Origin of the sequence: Allosphingosinicella vermicomposti (genome assembly GCF_003012815.1) — a bacterium.
GTDB classification, from domain to species: Bacteria; Pseudomonadota; Alphaproteobacteria; order Sphingomonadales; family Sphingomonadaceae; genus Allosphingosinicella; species Allosphingosinicella vermicomposti.
Genome location: NZ_PXYJ01000003.1, coordinates 223,570 through 237,834 on the forward strand (window position 1 = coordinate 223,570; position 14,265 = coordinate 237,834).

A 14,265-nucleotide genomic window follows, 5' to 3' on the forward strand; every position below is an offset into this window, starting at 1 on the left:
AGCAAAGCATGGCTGGAGGGGCCATGAACGGAATCCAAAAAACGCGCCTTTCCGCCGCCCTGTTGCTGGCCGCCCTCACTTTCACCGGCTGTTCCAAGCCGCAGGAGATGCCGCCACTGGCGGGCGCCGCGATCGGTGGACCATTCCAACTTACCGACCAGGACGGCAAGGCCGTGACCGACAGGGATTTTACCGGCCAGTATCGCATCGTCTATTTCGGCTACAGCTTCTGCCCGGACGTCTGCCCGGTCGACCTCCAGCATATCGCGCAAGGCTATGCCAAGTTCGAAAAGACCGACCCCAGCAAGGCAAAGAAGGTGCGCCCCATCTTCATCAGCGTCGATCCGGAGCGCGATACGCCCGCCGTGCTGAAGCAATATGTCGCCGCCTTCCATCCCCGCCTCGTCGGTCTCACCGGCACGCCCGATCAGCTCAAGGCCGTCGCCAAGGCGTACGGCGTCTATTACCAGCGTCGCGACGTTGAGGGCGCGAGCGAATATCTGATGGATCACAGCCGCTCGGCCGTCCTGTTCGGGCCGGACGGGTCGCCTATCGCGCTCATCCCCCAGGATCAGGGGGCCGATGCCGTCGCGGCGGAGTTGCAGCGCTGGGTGATATGAGCGAACGCTTCTGGGAAAAGCCGATCGGCGAGCTCTCCCGTGCGGAATGGGAAGCGCTTTGTGACGGCTGCGGCAAATGCTGCCTTCACAAGCTCGAGGACGATGAAACGGGCGAGGTGCATCACACCAATGTCGCTTGCCGCCTACTTGATCGCCGCAACGGACGCTGCACCCATTATAAAGGCCGCCACGCATTCGTTCCCGATTGCGTGCGGCTGACGCCCGCCAAGATCGCGAGCATGGATTGGCTCCCCTCCACCTGCGCCTATCGCCTGCGCGCGGCGGGCGGGCCGCTGCCCGATTGGCATTATCTGGTGAGCGGCGACCGGGAGAGCGTCCATGCGGCCGGCATGTCGACGCGCGGCTGGACGGTGACGGAGGCCGATGTCGTCGATTTCGAACATCATCTGATCGACCGTGATCTTTAAAAAGGCGGCCACGCCCGTCCTTCCCGATGGCGTCACCCTCAAAGTTTCGGCCCGCGCCAAGGTGATGCGGCTGAAAGTCGACCACCGCACCGGAGGCGTCGTGCTGACGGTGCCGCGGCGCGTGTCGCAGGCCCGCGCGCTCGCCTGGGCGCAAAGCCAGAAGGACTGGATCGCCCGCGCCCGCGCCGCCATTCCCGACCGACAGCCGCTCGAACCCGGCATGCAGCTGCCCTTTCGCGGACGCGACCTCGTTATCCTTTGGGACGAAAAAGCCCCACGCATCCCTCATCTCATCGGCGACGCCATCCATCTCGGGGGGCCGCGCGACACGGTGGAGGCGCGCCTCCTGCGGTGGCTGCGGCAGGAAGCGCTCTGCATCTTGTCGGAGGAAACGCGTTTCTATGCCGTCAAGGCAGGCGTCGCGGTCACTCGGGTCGGCGTCGGTGATACGATCTCACGCTGGGGCAGCTGCTCCTCATCCGGCGCGATCCGCTATAGCTGGCGCCTGATCCTCGCGCCGGATTCAGTGCGGCGCGCGACCGTCGCGCATGAAGTGGCGCACCGCGTCCACATGAACCACGGTCCCGACTTCCACTCCCTTGTCGCGAAACTGTTCGAAGGCAATTCCGATGCCGCGCGCGATTGGCTGCGCAAGCACGGTGCGGGCCTGCATCGGATTGGGCGATAGTCCCCTAAAGCCCCTTCCCCTTGATGGGGGAGGCTGGGTGAGGGTGATCTACGACCGAGGGCACCGCTTCTTCCGGAAACATCACCCCCACCCCAACCCTCCCCCATCAAGGGGGAGGGAGTTAGGTCCGAGCCGTTCTGCCTATTGAGGCTGCGGCGCGGGCTGTCTTTGGCCCGGTGCGGGCGGAAGCGTGTCCTGCCGCAGCTGGCGCTGCGGCTGTGGCTGGCGGTTGGGCGCAGGCCGCTCCCGCCCGATGGCACGGTCCAGCCATTGCTGGTCGAGCCGTTCCTCGCCAGGCGGCGGCGCCTGTTCCTCTTCACCCCCGGGCTCTCTTGGCAGTGGCTGCTCCTGCCCTGGTTGCTGCGGGATCGGGTTGCCGTCCGGATCGACCATCATGAAATCTTCAGGCGCGCCGTACCAGCTTTCCGCGTCGGGCTCGGTCTGCCAGTCGGGCAGCGCAACCTGCACGTCGAACTGTTCGATCGGCCGCTTCGCTGTCGCCTGGATCATATAGTCGCGGAACGCGCGGGCCGGGGCGGTGCCGCCCTGAAGGCCCCCGACGGTCTTTGCATCGTCGCGGCCCATCCAAACACCGGTGGTCAGCCCGCTCGAAAAGCCGATAAACCAGCCGTCCTTGTTGGAGCTGGTCGTGCCGGTCTTGCCCGCCACCGGCCGCCCGATCTGCGCGGCGCGGCCGGTCCCGGTCATCACGGCGGACTGAAGAAGGTCCGTCATCTGCGCCGCGACCCAGGGCGCGACAAGCACGCGATTCTCGTCCGATTGGTGCTGATAGAGGACGGTGCCGTCGCTCAACGTTACCTTGGCAATGCCATAAGGCGTCACCGCCGCGCCCTTGCGCTGCACGGCGGCAAAGGCGCGCGTCATGTCGATGAGACGCACGTCCGACGTGCCGAGCACCATGGACGGGTGGGTATTGACCGGCGTCGTGATCCCGAAACGGCGCGCCATGTCGGCGATCGTGCCGAAGCCCACCTGCTGGCCGATCTGCGCCGACACGGTGTTCAAGGAGAGAGAAAAGGCGCCACGCAGCGAAATCGGCCCAGAGAAGCGGCGGCTATTGTTGCGCGGGCTCCAGCCGTTGATCGTCACCGGCTGGTCGGTCACCGTCGTGTCGGGCGTGTAGCCGGTCTCAAGCGCGGTCAGATAGACGAAGAGCTTGAAGGCCGAACCCGGCTGGCGCTGCGCTTGCGTCGCGCGATTGTAGATCGAATCGACATAATCCTTGCCCCCGATCATCGCCCGCACCGCCCCATCCCGGTCGAGCGAGACGAGCGCGCCCTGCGCGCCGGCAGGCGTATTGGCGTTGATCGCTTCGTCCGCCGCTTTCTGCATGGCGGGGTCAAGTGTCGTCCAGACCTCGATCGGGTCACCCGTCTCGTCGATCAGTGTATCGAGTTGCGGCAGCACCCAATCGGTGAAATATCGCACGCTATTCTGCTTCGCTGGGGCGACGAGCTTCACATCCGCCGGTTCGGCGGTAGCGGCCTGCGCCGCAGTAATCGCGCCGGACCTGACCATGAGGTCGAGAACGACGTTCGCCCGCTCCCGCGCCGCTTCGGCGTCAGCGGTCGGCGAATAATTGGACGGCGCTTTGACGAGGCCCGCGATGATCGCGGCTTCGGACACCGACATGTCCTCCGCACTATGGCCGAAGAACAAGCGGGATGCCGCGTCGATACCATAGGCGCCGCCGCCGAAATAGACGCGGTTCAAATAGAGTTCGAGGATCTGTTCCTTGGAAAAGCGCCGTTCCAGCGCCAGCGCCAGGATCGCCTCGCGAAGCTTGCGGGCATAGCTGCGCTTGCTGGTCAGAAAGACGTTGCGGGCCAGCTGCTGCGCGATGGTCGAAACGCCGCGCACGCCGCCGCCTTGCGTCACGCTGACCTGGATGCCGCGGACGATGCCGACGGGATCGACGCCGGGATGATACCAGAAGCGCCTGTCCTCCACCGCGATCATCGCATCGCGCATGACCGGCGGAATCTCGTCATAAGTGAGCCACTCGCCAAAGCTCGGCCCCATCGACACGAGCACGCTGCCGTCAGCCCCGCGCACCCGGATCATCTGCCCCAGATCGTCGCGGCGAACGAGCTGCTGGTAGGATGGAAGCTGGCTCATCGCGACTCCCACCGCGACGACAAGCGCGATCAGGGCGACGAGACCCGTATAGAGCCCGACTTTGAACGAGGTGACGAAAAACCGCTTCAGCGGCGAGGAAGCATTACCGGCCATTGGCGGCGGAGAATAAGGCGGGATGATGCAACGGACAAGCGGCGAGGCTGTCAGCATCCAAGATTGAACAACTCCTTATCCTCCTCGCTCATCTCAGGGTAATGGATTGGCTTGCCGCCAAAATATTTGGCGGCAGCTTGGTTTCGCCGGTAGAAAGACCACTCGTTCGGGCCGATTTCCTCGGGATAGATATAAGTCGCTTCAAAACGGCCATTTTTGACGAAATATTCGATTTCCTTCCAGGGCTTCTTATTCGTCTGCGCTTCCCACAATTCAAGCAAAGCGTCACCTAGGCGGTCCAAGTCTGGCTCGCGATAGAGGATATGGTTTCCGCGATCCTTGTATATGGAAGGAGCAACGTAAGCCCGTGCGACTTCAGCATAGAGCAAGGTGCCGTCCAGCGGATATTCCGTATCTTCAGCGAGAAGCTGGCCGATCAGATCAAGAAGCTCTTCCGTCCTATCTTTCGGCATTTTTCTGTCCCTCCGACCCATTGGGGAGATTCAAACTTTGTCCCATATCGTCAATCCAGAACCAAATATTGAGACCAGACGGACGCTGCGAACCCTTATGGAATACGGGCACGATCTTCACACGAACGCTTTTGCCGATCCGCTTCGCCCTGGCCCATTGCTCTTCAAGCCTACGATAATCGCCGCGATTGAATTTGGCGTCCTGCGCAAAATGATTGACCGCATCGGTCGGGCCATTGAAGCGACGCGCGATATAGTGGCCGCCATGATCGCCCGGACGCCTGTCAATCCCCCCTGCGGAGCGCTGTGCCGTTCGCGAACGGCCTTGATCGGCCTTGATCGAAATATCTCCCGACACGCGTCTTGTTCGGCCATCGCCGTCAATCTCGTAAAGGTAGCCGTTACGCAAAACGCTCCGCCAACGCCTTGAATCCTGTTGTGGGAAAGGCTGCCCTGCTCTTTGCACTTCCGGCCCGGAGAAAGACCCCTCTGATATAGAGACAAGAGCGCGGCCACTCGACGAAGGTGCGTTGGTGCTGGCTGATTGTCCCAGCTTCCGCTCGCACCTCCGCCTCCGAAACTGCCTCCGCCTCGAACGATTTGACTATTTTGATCAGCGCGGCGCGGGGTAAGCGCATCCCTATAGACGCGATATCGCGCCTCGATTGCCTTCCGGCGGGCTGGGACATGGCCATATTTGGCGAGCTCGGCGGCTTTCCACGCGTCCGCTTCCTCCAAGCTCGCGATCGGACGCCTTTTTGGGTCGCCAATATAGGCGACCGAAACGGACGAGCCTTGTTCGAACCCCCGTTTGCCGCTGCCCTGGGCAAAGTAATGCCCCATGCCGGTAAAGGTGAATCTGCCGGTTTCAGGGTCATGCCAAGCGTTGAATTTGAGTTCGACGCCGTCAGCGTCTTTCGGCCACCGCCCGGTTCTTAGCCAGACGGAGAAGCTCCGCCGCGTCTGCTGTTCTGAGATGCCCACAAAGCCCCCGCTTCCAAAGGGCGAGAACATTTGAGCAACATTTTCCTACAAGTCAACAGATACAGAGCGCGGGCAATATATGCCTGCAGCCGATCCACGCTCTATCTGGAAGGGAAATGGTGCGGTCGAGAAGACTCGAACTTCCACGGCCTTTCGGCCACAACGACCTCAACGTTGCGCGTCTACCAGTTCCGCCACGACCGCACATTTCTAAAGGTTACCGCCGGTCACCCGGCGTCCGGTAGGCCCGCGCCTCTAGCAAAGGTCTTTCAGGGACGCAACGTGCTTATTTTCACTTCTCGTCATTGCGAGGAGCGTGAGCGACGCGGCGGTCCATTGGCACCGGGCGAGGCCGTGGGATGGATTGCTTCGCTGCGCTCGCAATGACGACGGTGAGCGATCAATAAAGGAACATCGGCATGCCCTCGACGCGGAGCAGGCGGGCACGGTAGCGCTCGGCGTCGTAGAGGCTCGCGACGTCCACCGATTTTGTCGCGCTGAGCAATGTATCGATCGGCACATGGCTGTAATTGCCGCCGATCAGCGCCAGCATCCGGCCGCTTGTCCCCTTTTGAAGGAGCTGGATGGCAAGGCCGCCGAACGCGAATCCCACCATCCGGTCCATCGCATCGGGTTCGCCCGCGCGCATCAGATAGGCGAGTTCCTGCACCACCGTGCCGATGCCGGTCTGCTGCTCGATCTGCCGGGCAAGGCGCTGGCCGACCGCGACCTTGCCGCGCTTCGTGTTCGATTTGGCAAGATCGCTATCGTCCCAATCCGCGTCGGTCGACAGACGCGCGCCTTCCGATATCACGCAAACGGCGTAATTGGACGGCCGCGACTTGCGATCCTCGACCAGCAGCGGAAGGAGTATGTCGAGATCGGCCGGGACTTCCGAAATGACGGTGCGGTCGACCTGGGCGAGGAAGCCCGACAGCAAGGCCGTTTCGCCGCTCCGCCGCCCGAAAAGCTCGATGACGGCGATCCGCTCATGGCTTTCCGTGGTGGTGCGAAGCGCATTGATCGCCTCGACCGACCGGCTGACCGCGGTCGAAAAGCCGATGCAGTAATCGGTGCCGAAAACGTCATTGTCCATCGTCTTGGGGATGGAGATGACGGGAAAGCCCCGCCCGGACAGATGCGCCGAAAAACGCAGCGTCCCATCGCCGCCCAATGTGATGAGCGCGTCGATGCCGAGCGCATTCAGCACGCAAAGGACGTGATCAGTGCGGTCCCCTTCCTTCACCGTGCGCGGATCGGTGCGCGATGTGTGGAGGATGGTGCCGCCCAGCCGGTCGATGCCGCGCACTGCTTCCCGGTCGAGGCGATAGGTGAAGGCGTCGATACTTGCGGGATCGCCCGGATCGATGCTCAGGAACCCTTCCCAGCCGCGCCGGAAGCCGGTCACCTGCCAGCCAAGGTCGATCGCCGAAAGGACGATGGAGCGGATGCAGGGGTTGAGGCCCGGTACGTCGCCGCCGCCGGTGAGGATGCCGATCCGCATCAGATCGCCTGCCTAAAGACGATCAGGACAAAGCCCCGAAACGCAAGTGAAGCTCGCGACCCGATGGGGGCACATCCACTTCGGCGCTGTTGAACGTCGCGCTCTGTTTCGGGCGGAGCTGCTGGACGGGCGCGGAGATCGCCCAATCATAGACGACCCGGCCCTGCGCATCGCGAAGCTCGGCCAGGATTTGCGGCACCTTCTGCACGTCGTCGGTCGGATTGACGATGCGGCCGGACACGGTGAGCAGTTCGTTGCCGCTTTCCATCATCCGCCGTTCGGGATCCTTCGACCATTCGATTTCGAGAGCGCTGCTGCTTGCGCTGGCAAGCGGGAGGGCCTTGCCCTCGCCATAATAAACCCAGGCCACAACGGCCGCGAGCAGGATCGTGGCAAGCGCGATTGCGCCCCAGATCCATTTGCGCGCGCTGCTCTTGGGCGCCCCGACCTCCATGTCGGTGAGCGACGCGCGGGAGAAACGCTCGGGCTCTTCGACCGCAGCCTGCGGCAAAGCCGGTGAAATCACCGCCGCCGCGATCGGATCGGGCTGCGGCGCGATTTCCGCAACCGGCTCGGCCTCTACAGCCGCTGGCGGCGCGGCCTCGACCGGCGCAGCGGGCTCCGCCTCGGCTTCCGGCGCCGGGGGCGGCGGTTCCTGGAACCAGCCATGCTTGCACGAAGCGCAGCGCACCTGCCGGCCGGTCGGGCCGACGGCGCTGTCCGGGACAACATAGCGTGTCTTGCAGGCAGGGCAGGTCAGGATCATGTCGGCGCCATCCCCGAAAAGTGTCGATACTGTGCGAATCTAAACACGTTAACGGCGGCCCATGCAAGCGGCACGATGCGAAAGACGCGCTGGCGGGCGCTTTACCTACGCCCCTTGGCCGTGCGATGGCCTTCACGAAGGGCGCTGATGAGCGGGGACGGACAAGCGGGCGATGGCCAACGGCATCGTGAAATTCGAACATGTGGGCCTGCGCTACGGCATGGGCGCCGAAGTGCTGTCCGACTTGAGCTTCTCCCTGCGCGAAGGCGGCTTCTATTTCCTCACCGGCCCGTCTGGCGCGGGCAAGACGTCGCTCCTGAAGCTCCTCTATCTCGCGCAAGCGCCGAGCCGTGGTGCCATCCGCCTGTTCGGCGAAGAGCTGGGCGCGCTTCACCGCCGCGATCTTCCCGCGCTCCGCCGCAAGATCGGCGTCGTCTTTCAGGATTTCCGCCTCGCCGGGCATCTCTCGGCCTTCGATAATGTCGCGCTGCCGCTCCGCATTGCGGGCGTGGATGAGGCGGAAGTCAAAAGCAGCGTCGGCGAAATGCTCGATTGGGCGGGGCTTGCCGACCGTGCCTCGGCCCGACCCGCGACCCTTTCGGGCGGCGAGCAGCAGCGCGTCGCCATCGCCCGCGCCGTGATCGGCCGTCCGAGCCTGCTCATCGCCGACGAGCCCACCGGCAATGTCGATCCCGACATGGCGGCGCGCCTGCTCGGCCTGTTCGACGCACTGAACAAGATCGGCACGACAGTGGTCATCGCTACCCACGATCTCCACCTCCTTTCCCGCTTGCCGGGCGCCGAGATCATGCGCCTCGGCAAAGGGCGGCTCGCCGACCCGACGGGCGCGCTGCGCTATCCGCCGAAGCGGGCTTTGTCATGAACCGCGCCGGGCGCATTGGTGGGGAAGGACGTCTGCTCGCGGGCGGGGGGCTGCTTGGGCCCATGCCGTGGATCATCGCGGTGATGATGCTGCTCACCATCCTTGCCGCCGCCGCCAGCATCGGCCTTGCCCGCATGGCCGACCGGCTCGGCTCGGGCCGTTCGCTCAGCGTGGAAATCGCCAATGCCGATCCGGCCGCGCGGGCGCGGGATGCGGAGGCTGTCCTCGCGATCCTGTCGCGAACGCCCGGGATCAGCGATGCCCGCCGCGTACCGGATACCGAAATCGCCGCCGCGCTCGAACCCTGGCTTGGCGACGTGAAGGATGCCGATATCCCCCTGCCCGCGATTGTGGAGGCGGAGAGCGGTGGCGATCTCACAAGGCTGCGGCGCGAAATCGCCGCGCGCGTTCCCGACGCGAAATTGACAACCAGCGCCGACTGGCTTGCCCCGCTTGCCAATCTCGTATCCGCCCTCCGGCTTGCCGCGGCGGGCCTTCTTCTCCTGATGCTGTGTGCCGCCACGGCCGTCGTGACGCTCGCCGCGCGGGCCGCGCTCGATCTCCACCGGCCGACGATCGATCTTCTCCACCTGATTGGCGCCACGGACGGTCAGATCGCGCGGCTGGTTGAGCGCCGCATCGCCCGCGATACATTGTGGGGCGGGCTCGCCGGCGGCCTCGGCGGCGCCTTGCTTCTCCTCTTCGTCGGGCAGCCTCTCGCGGCACTGGGCTCGGAACTGGCCGGGGCGGCCGCAAGGCCCGATCCACTGTGGCCCGCACTCCTCTTTATCCCGCCGCTTTTCGCCCTCTTCGCGATGCTGGTTGCCCGCCTCACCATTTTCCGGGCATTGAAGGCGACCCTATGATTAGCCGCCTCCTCTCCTTCCTTTTGCTCCTTTATGTGCTCGGCTACGCGCTCTTCGTTGTCCTTTTGCCGAAGCCGGCGGGCCTGGATCGCACCGACGGCATCGTCGTGCTGACCGGCGGGCCGGGGCGCGTCGCGCGCGGCATCGACCTCATCGATGGGAAGCGCGCCGATCGAATGCTGATTTCCGGCGTGGAGCGCAGCGTCCGGCCGGTCGAGCTCGCCGCCGAATATGACGCCGATATCGCTTTGTTCGATTGCTGCATCGATCTTGGCCGGGAATCGATCGATACGCGCTCCAATGCCACCGAAACCGCGCGCTGGCTAAAGCGGCATGACGTGAAGACCGTGCGCCTCATCACCAACGACTGGCACATGCCGCGCGCGCGCCTCGAATTGTCGCTGGAAGTGCCGGATGAGGTGGAGATTATCAGCGACGCGGTGCCCGGAAAGGCGAGCTTCCGGCAATTGTTTAAGGAATATAACAAATATCTGCTGCGCTACGCCGCCGTGATGGTCGGTATCTGATGGACGCGATCCGGTCCGCGCTCTTCGCGCTGTTCTTCTATCCCGGCACTGCATTCTACGTGGCCCTAACCTTTCTGTCCGGTTTTGCGGGGCGTGAGCCCCTGATCCGCGCCGTCCTCGGATGGGCGCGCTACCATCGCTGGTGCGCGGCAACATTCCTTGGTGTTCGTTCGCGCCGGGAAGGGTTCACGCCCGAAGGGCCGATGCTCATCGCGGCGAAGCATCAGTCGATGTTCGAGACAGTCGAATTCCTGCTGTTGCTCGATCGCCCCGCGGTCGTGCTCAAAAAGGAACTGTCCGACATACCCGGCTGGGGTTGGGCGGCCCGCGCCTTCGGCACGATCCCCGTCGACCGCGACGGCGGCGCCACGGCGCTGCGCCGGATGCTGAAAGCAGCGCAAGCGGCGATCGCGGAAGGCCGCCCGATCCTCATCTTCCCCGAAGGCACACGCGTCGCGCCCGGCGAGCAGCCGCCGCTCGCCGCAGGCTTTTCGGGCCTTTACAAGGCACTCGGTCTGCCGGTCGTGCCCGTGGCGCTAGACGCGGGCCGCATCTGGCCCAAGGGTCGGTTCGTGAAGCATCCGGGCGACGTGCGCTTCGTCTTCCACGATCCCATCCCGCCCGGCCTCCCTCGCAAGGAGGTGGAGGCGCGGGTCCACGCCGCGATCAACAGTTTGGAAGCATAATTCTCTCTCCCCTTCAGGGGAGAAAGCTAGGCCCTCAGCGTCGCCCCAACCTTTGCCGCAGCGGCAACTACCTTGTCGGAAATCGCCTTCAGCTCTTCGTCGGTGAAGCTCTTCTCGCCCGGCTGCAGCGTCACTTCGATCGCGAGGGATTTCTGCCCCTCCGGCACGCCCTGGCCGCTAAATAGGTCGAACAGCGACACGGCCATGATCGCCCCCTTGTCCGCCCCCTTCACGGCGCGGAGCAGGATGTCGGCCTTCATGTCCCCCGGCACCAGGAAGGCGAAATCGCGCGTCACGGCTTGGAGGGCGGGCGGCGCATAAGCGCTCTTCATCCGTCCGCTCGCCCGCTTGGCGGGCAGAGCGTCGAGGAAGATTTCGCCCGCCACCACCGGCCCCGAAAGATCGAAGGCCTTCAGCGTGGAGGGATGCAGCTCGCCAAATTCGGCCAGCGCATTCTTGGGCCCAAGGCAGAAGCGCGCGGCTCGGCCCGGATGATAGATGCCCGACGCGCCGTCCAGCACCTGCAAATTCTCGACCGGCGCACCGGCAGCGGCAAGGATCGCGGCGACTTCGGCCTTGGCGTCATAGGCATCGAAGCCCTGCGCCTTTCCGGTCCGCCAATCGCGCGCCAACCGATCGCCCGCCAGCACCACGGCCAAGGTCGGATGCTCGCCTTCCGCCAGATAACGCCGCCCGACCTCGAACAATCGCACGCTGCCCGCGCCCCGCGCCATGTTGCGGCGCGCGGCGGCAAGGAGGCCGGGGAGGAGCGAGGGCCGCATCGCCTTCATTTCCTCGCTGATCGGATTGTCGAGGATCCAGGCGCTTCCGCCGAACGGCGCGGCCTCGGCTTCCGAAACGAAGCTCCACGTCACCGCTTCATTGAGCCCGCGCGCGGCGGCGGTGCGGCGCACCTTTCGTTCCAGCAATTGCGCCGGCGTTGCGGTGGGCTTGGCGACGCCCGGATCGCAAGGGAGCGGCGTCACCGGCACCTTGTCGATGCCTTCGATGCGGATCACTTCTTCGACGAGATCGGCCTGTCCTTCGACGTCGCGGCGCCAGCTCGGCACCGTTACCCGCCAGTCGCCCGACACGGTGAAGCCCAGCGATTCAAGGATCGCCTTCTGCCGATCCGGCGCGATGGCGAGCCCGCCAAGCGCTTCGGCGCGGGCGGTGTCGTAGGCGATGGTGGGCGGCGCTGTCGGCGGACTGCCCGCCCGCGTCACTTCACTCGCCTTACCGCCGCACAAAGCCTGGACGAGCAACGTCGCGACCGTCAGGCCGTCCTCGAGGAACGCCGGATCGACCCCGCGCTCGAAACGCTGGCGCGCGTCGCTGGTCAGCGTCAGTTTCTGGCCCGTCCGCGCGATATGGTCGGGATCGAAATAGGCGCATTCGATCAGCACGTCGGTGGTGCCTTCCGACACGCCCGAATGCTCGCCGCCCATGATGCCGCCGATGTCGTGCACCTGGGCGTCGTCGGCGATGACGGTCATCGTCTCGTCGAGCGTATAGGTCTTGCCGTTCAGGGCCAGCACCTGCTCGCCCGCCTTGGCCTTCCGCGCGGCAAGCCCGCCTTGAAGCGTCGCCATGTCATAGACGTGGAGCGGGCGGCCCAGGTCGAACATCACGAAATTAGTGATGTCGACCAGCGCCGAAATCGGCTTTTGCCCAATGGCCTTTAACCGCCGCGTCATCCATTCCGGCGCCTCGCCATTGGTCACGCCCGAAACCGTGCGGCCGAAGAAAGCGGGGCAGCCCGCCTCATCCTGCGTCGCCACATTCGGCCCCGCGCCTTCGCCCGCGACCGGCTGCAGCTCGATCCGCTGGCCAAGATCGCTTACCGACAAATCACCGGCCTTGGCGCCCGCAGGCGCATAGACATCGGCGAGCGGCTTCAGGCGTCCGATGCCCGTCGCGGCGAGATCGCGCGCAATGCCGCGCACGCCCATGCAATCCTGCTTGTTGGGCGTGATCGACACGTCGATGACCGGATCGTCGAGCCCGGCCCAGCGGGCATAATTCTCGCCCGTGGGTGCGTCCTGCGGAAGCTCGATAATGCCCTCATGCGCATCGCCCAGCTCCAGCTCGCGCACCGAACACATCATGCCCTTGGATTCCACGCCCCGGATCGCGGCGACCTTCAGCGTGATGTCGCTGCCCGGCACATAGGCGCCCGGCGGCCCGAACACGCCTTTCAGGCCCGCCCGCGCATTGGGCGCGCCGCAGACGACCTGAACCGGCGCGCCTTCGCCCGTATCGACGGACAGCACCTGCAATTTATCGGCCTGCGGATGGCGCTCGGCGGTCAGCACATGGCCGACGACAAACGGCGCCAGTTTCTCCGCCGGATTTTCAACTCCTTCGACCTCGAGGCCGATTTGGGTGAGAGTTTCCAAAATGGTGTCGAGGCTCGCATCCGTCTCCAGATGCTCTTTCAGCCAGCTAAGCGTAAACTTCATGCGCCCACTCCTCCGCTCAAAGTGGGGGCATCAAGGCTCGCAAAGCCATAATGGCGCAGCCAGCGCAGGTCGCCGTCGAAGAAGGCGCGCAGATCGTCCATGCCATATTTCAGCATGGCGAGGCGATCGATGCCGCAACCGAAGGCAAAGCCCTGCCACTCATTGGGGTCGAGCCCGCAGGCTTCGATGACCTTGGGGTGGACCATCCCGCTGCCCAGCACCTCCATCCAGCCTTCAGACCCGCCGATTACGCGACGGCCCTTCTCGATCGAATAGCCCACGTCCACCTCCGCCGACGGCTCGGTGAAGGGAAAATAGGACGGGCGCAGGCGCAGGACGATGTCGTCGCGCTCGAAGAATGCCTTCAAGAAGGTTTCCAGCGTCCATTTGAGGTGCCCCATATGGATGCCGCGATCGATGACCAGGCCTTCGACCTGATGGAACATCGGCGTGTGCGTCGCGTCGCTGTCGGACCGGTAGGTGCGGCCCGGCGCGATGATGCGGATCGGCGGCTCCTGTGACGTCATCGTCCGGATTTGAACGGGCGAGGTGTGCGTGCGCAGCAGCATGCGCTTGCCTTCCCGGTCCTTGTCCGCACCGAAATAGAAAGTGTCGTGCATCGCGCGCGCCGGATGGCTTTCCGGAATGTTGAGCGCGGTGAAATTGTGCCAGTCGTCCTCGATCTCCGGACCCGTCGCGACGGAAAAGCCCAGGTCCGCAAAGATTTCGGCGAGTTCGTCCATCACCTGGGACACCGGGTGGACGCTTCCCTGCGGCGCGGGCTGCGCGGGCAGGGTCATGTCCAGCGTTTCGGTGGCGAGGCGACGGTCGAGTTCCGCCCGCTCGAGCGCTTCCTTACGCGCGGCGATCGCCCCGGTCACTGTTTCGCGAAGGCCGTGAATGCGCGGTCCGGTCTCCTGCCGCTCTTCGGGGCTCATCGCACCCAAAGTCTTCAAAAGACCGGTGATGTCGCCCTGCTTGCCTAAGGCGGCGACGCGCACGGCGTCCAGCGCGGCAAGATCGGCGCTCGCGTCAATCCGGGCCAGCCATCCGGCGGCCATCGTGTCGAGATTGGTGGTCATGTCTGCCCCCTATAAGGTTTCTTTGCTATATTGAAGAGGAGGG

14 protein-coding genes and 1 tRNA gene are annotated in these 14,265 nt (G+C 64.6%); 7 read left to right on the top strand and 8 right to left on the bottom strand.

All coding sequences use genetic code 11. From position 1 onward, the window contains the following. The first annotated feature begins 8 nt into the window (after positions 1-8). The 3 genes from C7I56_RS09875 to C7I56_RS09885 are packed head-to-tail and all read left to right on the top strand — an operon-like array spanning position 9 to position 1,736. Positions 9-620: an SCO family protein gene (locus tag C7I56_RS09875; protein WP_106640434.1), complete on the top strand. Its 612-nt coding sequence runs from the start codon at positions 9-11 to the stop codon at positions 618-620. Beyond that, positions 617-1,048, top strand: a complete 432-nt coding sequence (locus C7I56_RS09880; protein WP_106640435.1) for a YcgN family cysteine cluster protein — start codon at positions 617-619, stop codon at positions 1,046-1,048. Before C7I56_RS09875 ends, C7I56_RS09880 begins: the two co-directional genes overlap by 4 nt. Continuing rightward, entirely contained in the window at positions 1,038-1,736 is a 699-nt protein-coding gene (locus C7I56_RS09885) for a M48 family metallopeptidase (protein WP_342587706.1), read from the top strand. Before C7I56_RS09880 ends, C7I56_RS09885 begins: the two co-directional genes overlap by 11 nt. A 141-nt stretch (positions 1,737-1,877) precedes the next feature. Here C7I56_RS09885 and C7I56_RS09890 read toward each other — a convergent pair whose 3' ends face one another. The 6 genes from C7I56_RS09890 to C7I56_RS09925 form a co-directional block, all read right to left on the bottom strand. Next, complete coding sequence (locus tag C7I56_RS09890; RefSeq protein ID WP_106640436.1) at positions 1,878-3,989, bottom strand: transglycosylase domain-containing protein; 2,112 nt, start codon at positions 3,987-3,989, stop codon at positions 1,878-1,880. Between the two features lie 50 nt (positions 3,990-4,039). Then, positions 4,040-4,462, bottom strand: coding sequence for a hypothetical protein (locus C7I56_RS09895; protein WP_106640437.1), 423 nt, complete (start codon positions 4,460-4,462; stop codon positions 4,040-4,042). Continuing rightward, positions 4,449-4,871 (bottom strand): DNA/RNA non-specific endonuclease, encoded by a 423-nt coding sequence (locus tag C7I56_RS09900; protein WP_106640438.1) that lies wholly within the window; start codon positions 4,869-4,871, stop codon positions 4,449-4,451. The genes C7I56_RS09895 and C7I56_RS09900 overlap by 14 nt, the downstream gene beginning before the upstream one ends. A gap of 692 nt (positions 4,872-5,563) precedes the next feature. Further along, positions 5,564-5,650: transfer RNA gene (locus C7I56_RS09915), tRNA-Leu, on the bottom strand. Positions 5,651-5,846: 196 nt separating this feature from the next. Beyond that, on the bottom strand, positions 5,847-6,950 hold the full coding sequence (locus C7I56_RS09920) for a 6-phosphofructokinase (protein WP_106640441.1): 1,104 nt from the start codon (positions 6,948-6,950) through the stop codon (positions 5,847-5,849). 22 nt (positions 6,951-6,972) lie between these two features. Further along, positions 6,973-7,716 carry an MJ0042-type zinc finger domain-containing protein gene (locus C7I56_RS09925; protein WP_106640442.1) on the bottom strand — a complete coding sequence of 248 codons (744 nt, stop codon included), beginning with the start codon at positions 7,714-7,716 and terminating at the stop codon, positions 6,973-6,975. A gap of 172 nt (positions 7,717-7,888) precedes the next feature. Here C7I56_RS09925 and ftsE point away from each other — a divergent pair, with 172 nt between their 5' ends. From ftsE to C7I56_RS09945, 4 genes are read left to right on the top strand one after another with little or no spacing between them, the layout of a single operon-like run. Beyond that, positions 7,889-8,599 (top strand): cell division ATP-binding protein FtsE, encoded by a 711-nt coding sequence (ftsE, locus tag C7I56_RS09930; protein WP_106640443.1) that lies wholly within the window; start codon positions 7,889-7,891, stop codon positions 8,597-8,599. Then, positions 8,596-9,465: a cell division FtsX domain-containing protein gene (locus C7I56_RS09935; RefSeq protein ID WP_106640444.1), complete on the top strand. Its 870-nt coding sequence runs from the start codon at positions 8,596-8,598 to the stop codon at positions 9,463-9,465. The genes ftsE and C7I56_RS09935 overlap by 4 nt, the downstream gene beginning before the upstream one ends. Further along, positions 9,462-9,992, top strand: coding sequence for a YdcF family protein (locus C7I56_RS09940; protein ID WP_106640445.1), 531 nt, complete (start codon positions 9,462-9,464; stop codon positions 9,990-9,992). Before C7I56_RS09935 ends, C7I56_RS09940 begins: the two co-directional genes overlap by 4 nt. Next, positions 9,992-10,678: a lysophospholipid acyltransferase family protein gene (locus C7I56_RS09945; protein ID WP_106640446.1), complete on the top strand. Its 687-nt coding sequence runs from the start codon at positions 9,992-9,994 to the stop codon at positions 10,676-10,678. Before C7I56_RS09940 ends, C7I56_RS09945 begins: the two co-directional genes overlap by 1 nt. 26 nt (positions 10,679-10,704) lie before the next feature. On the opposite strand, the gene pheT is transcribed toward C7I56_RS09945, so the two are convergent. Beyond that, on the bottom strand, positions 10,705-13,140 hold the full coding sequence (pheT, locus tag C7I56_RS09950; protein WP_106640447.1) for a phenylalanine--tRNA ligase subunit beta: 2,436 nt from the start codon (positions 13,138-13,140) through the stop codon (positions 10,705-10,707). Next, the gene (gene pheS, locus C7I56_RS09955; protein ID WP_106640448.1) at positions 13,137-14,222 is read right to left on the bottom strand and encodes a phenylalanine--tRNA ligase subunit alpha; all 1,086 of its coding nucleotides are present in this window, start codon (positions 14,220-14,222) and stop codon (positions 13,137-13,139) included. Before pheS ends, pheT begins: the two co-directional genes overlap by 4 nt. Positions 14,223-14,265: the final 43 nt, after the last annotated feature.

Coding starts and splice junctions, on each gene's coding strand:
- C7I56_RS09875 (WP_106640434.1), top strand. CDS start 9: ATGGCTGGAGGGGCCATGAACGGAATCCAAAAAACGCGCCTTTCCGCC.
- C7I56_RS09880 (WP_106640435.1), top strand. CDS start 617: ATGAGCGAACGCTTCTGGGAAAAGCCGATCGGCGAGCTCTCCCGTGCG.
- C7I56_RS09890 (WP_106640436.1), bottom strand. CDS start 3,989: ATGGCCGGTAATGCTTCCTCGCCGCTGAAGCGGTTTTTCGTCACCTCG.
- C7I56_RS09895 (WP_106640437.1), bottom strand. CDS start 4,462: ATGCCGAAAGATAGGACGGAAGAGCTTCTTGATCTGATCGGCCAGCTT.
- C7I56_RS09920 (WP_106640441.1), bottom strand. CDS start 6,950: ATGCGGATCGGCATCCTCACCGGCGGCGGCGACGTACCGGGCCTCAAC.
- C7I56_RS09925 (WP_106640442.1), bottom strand. CDS start 7,716: ATGATCCTGACCTGCCCTGCCTGCAAGACACGCTATGTTGTCCCGGAC.
- ftsE (WP_106640443.1), top strand. CDS start 7,889: ATGGCCAACGGCATCGTGAAATTCGAACATGTGGGCCTGCGCTACGGC.
- C7I56_RS09935 (WP_106640444.1), top strand. CDS start 8,596: ATGAACCGCGCCGGGCGCATTGGTGGGGAAGGACGTCTGCTCGCGGGC.
- C7I56_RS09940 (WP_106640445.1), top strand. CDS start 9,462: ATGATTAGCCGCCTCCTCTCCTTCCTTTTGCTCCTTTATGTGCTCGGC.
- C7I56_RS09945 (WP_106640446.1), top strand. CDS start 9,992: ATGGACGCGATCCGGTCCGCGCTCTTCGCGCTGTTCTTCTATCCCGGC.
- pheT (WP_106640447.1), bottom strand. CDS start 13,140: ATGAAGTTTACGCTTAGCTGGCTGAAAGAGCATCTGGAGACGGATGCG.
- pheS (WP_106640448.1), bottom strand. CDS start 14,222: ATGACCACCAATCTCGACACGATGGCCGCCGGATGGCTGGCCCGGATT.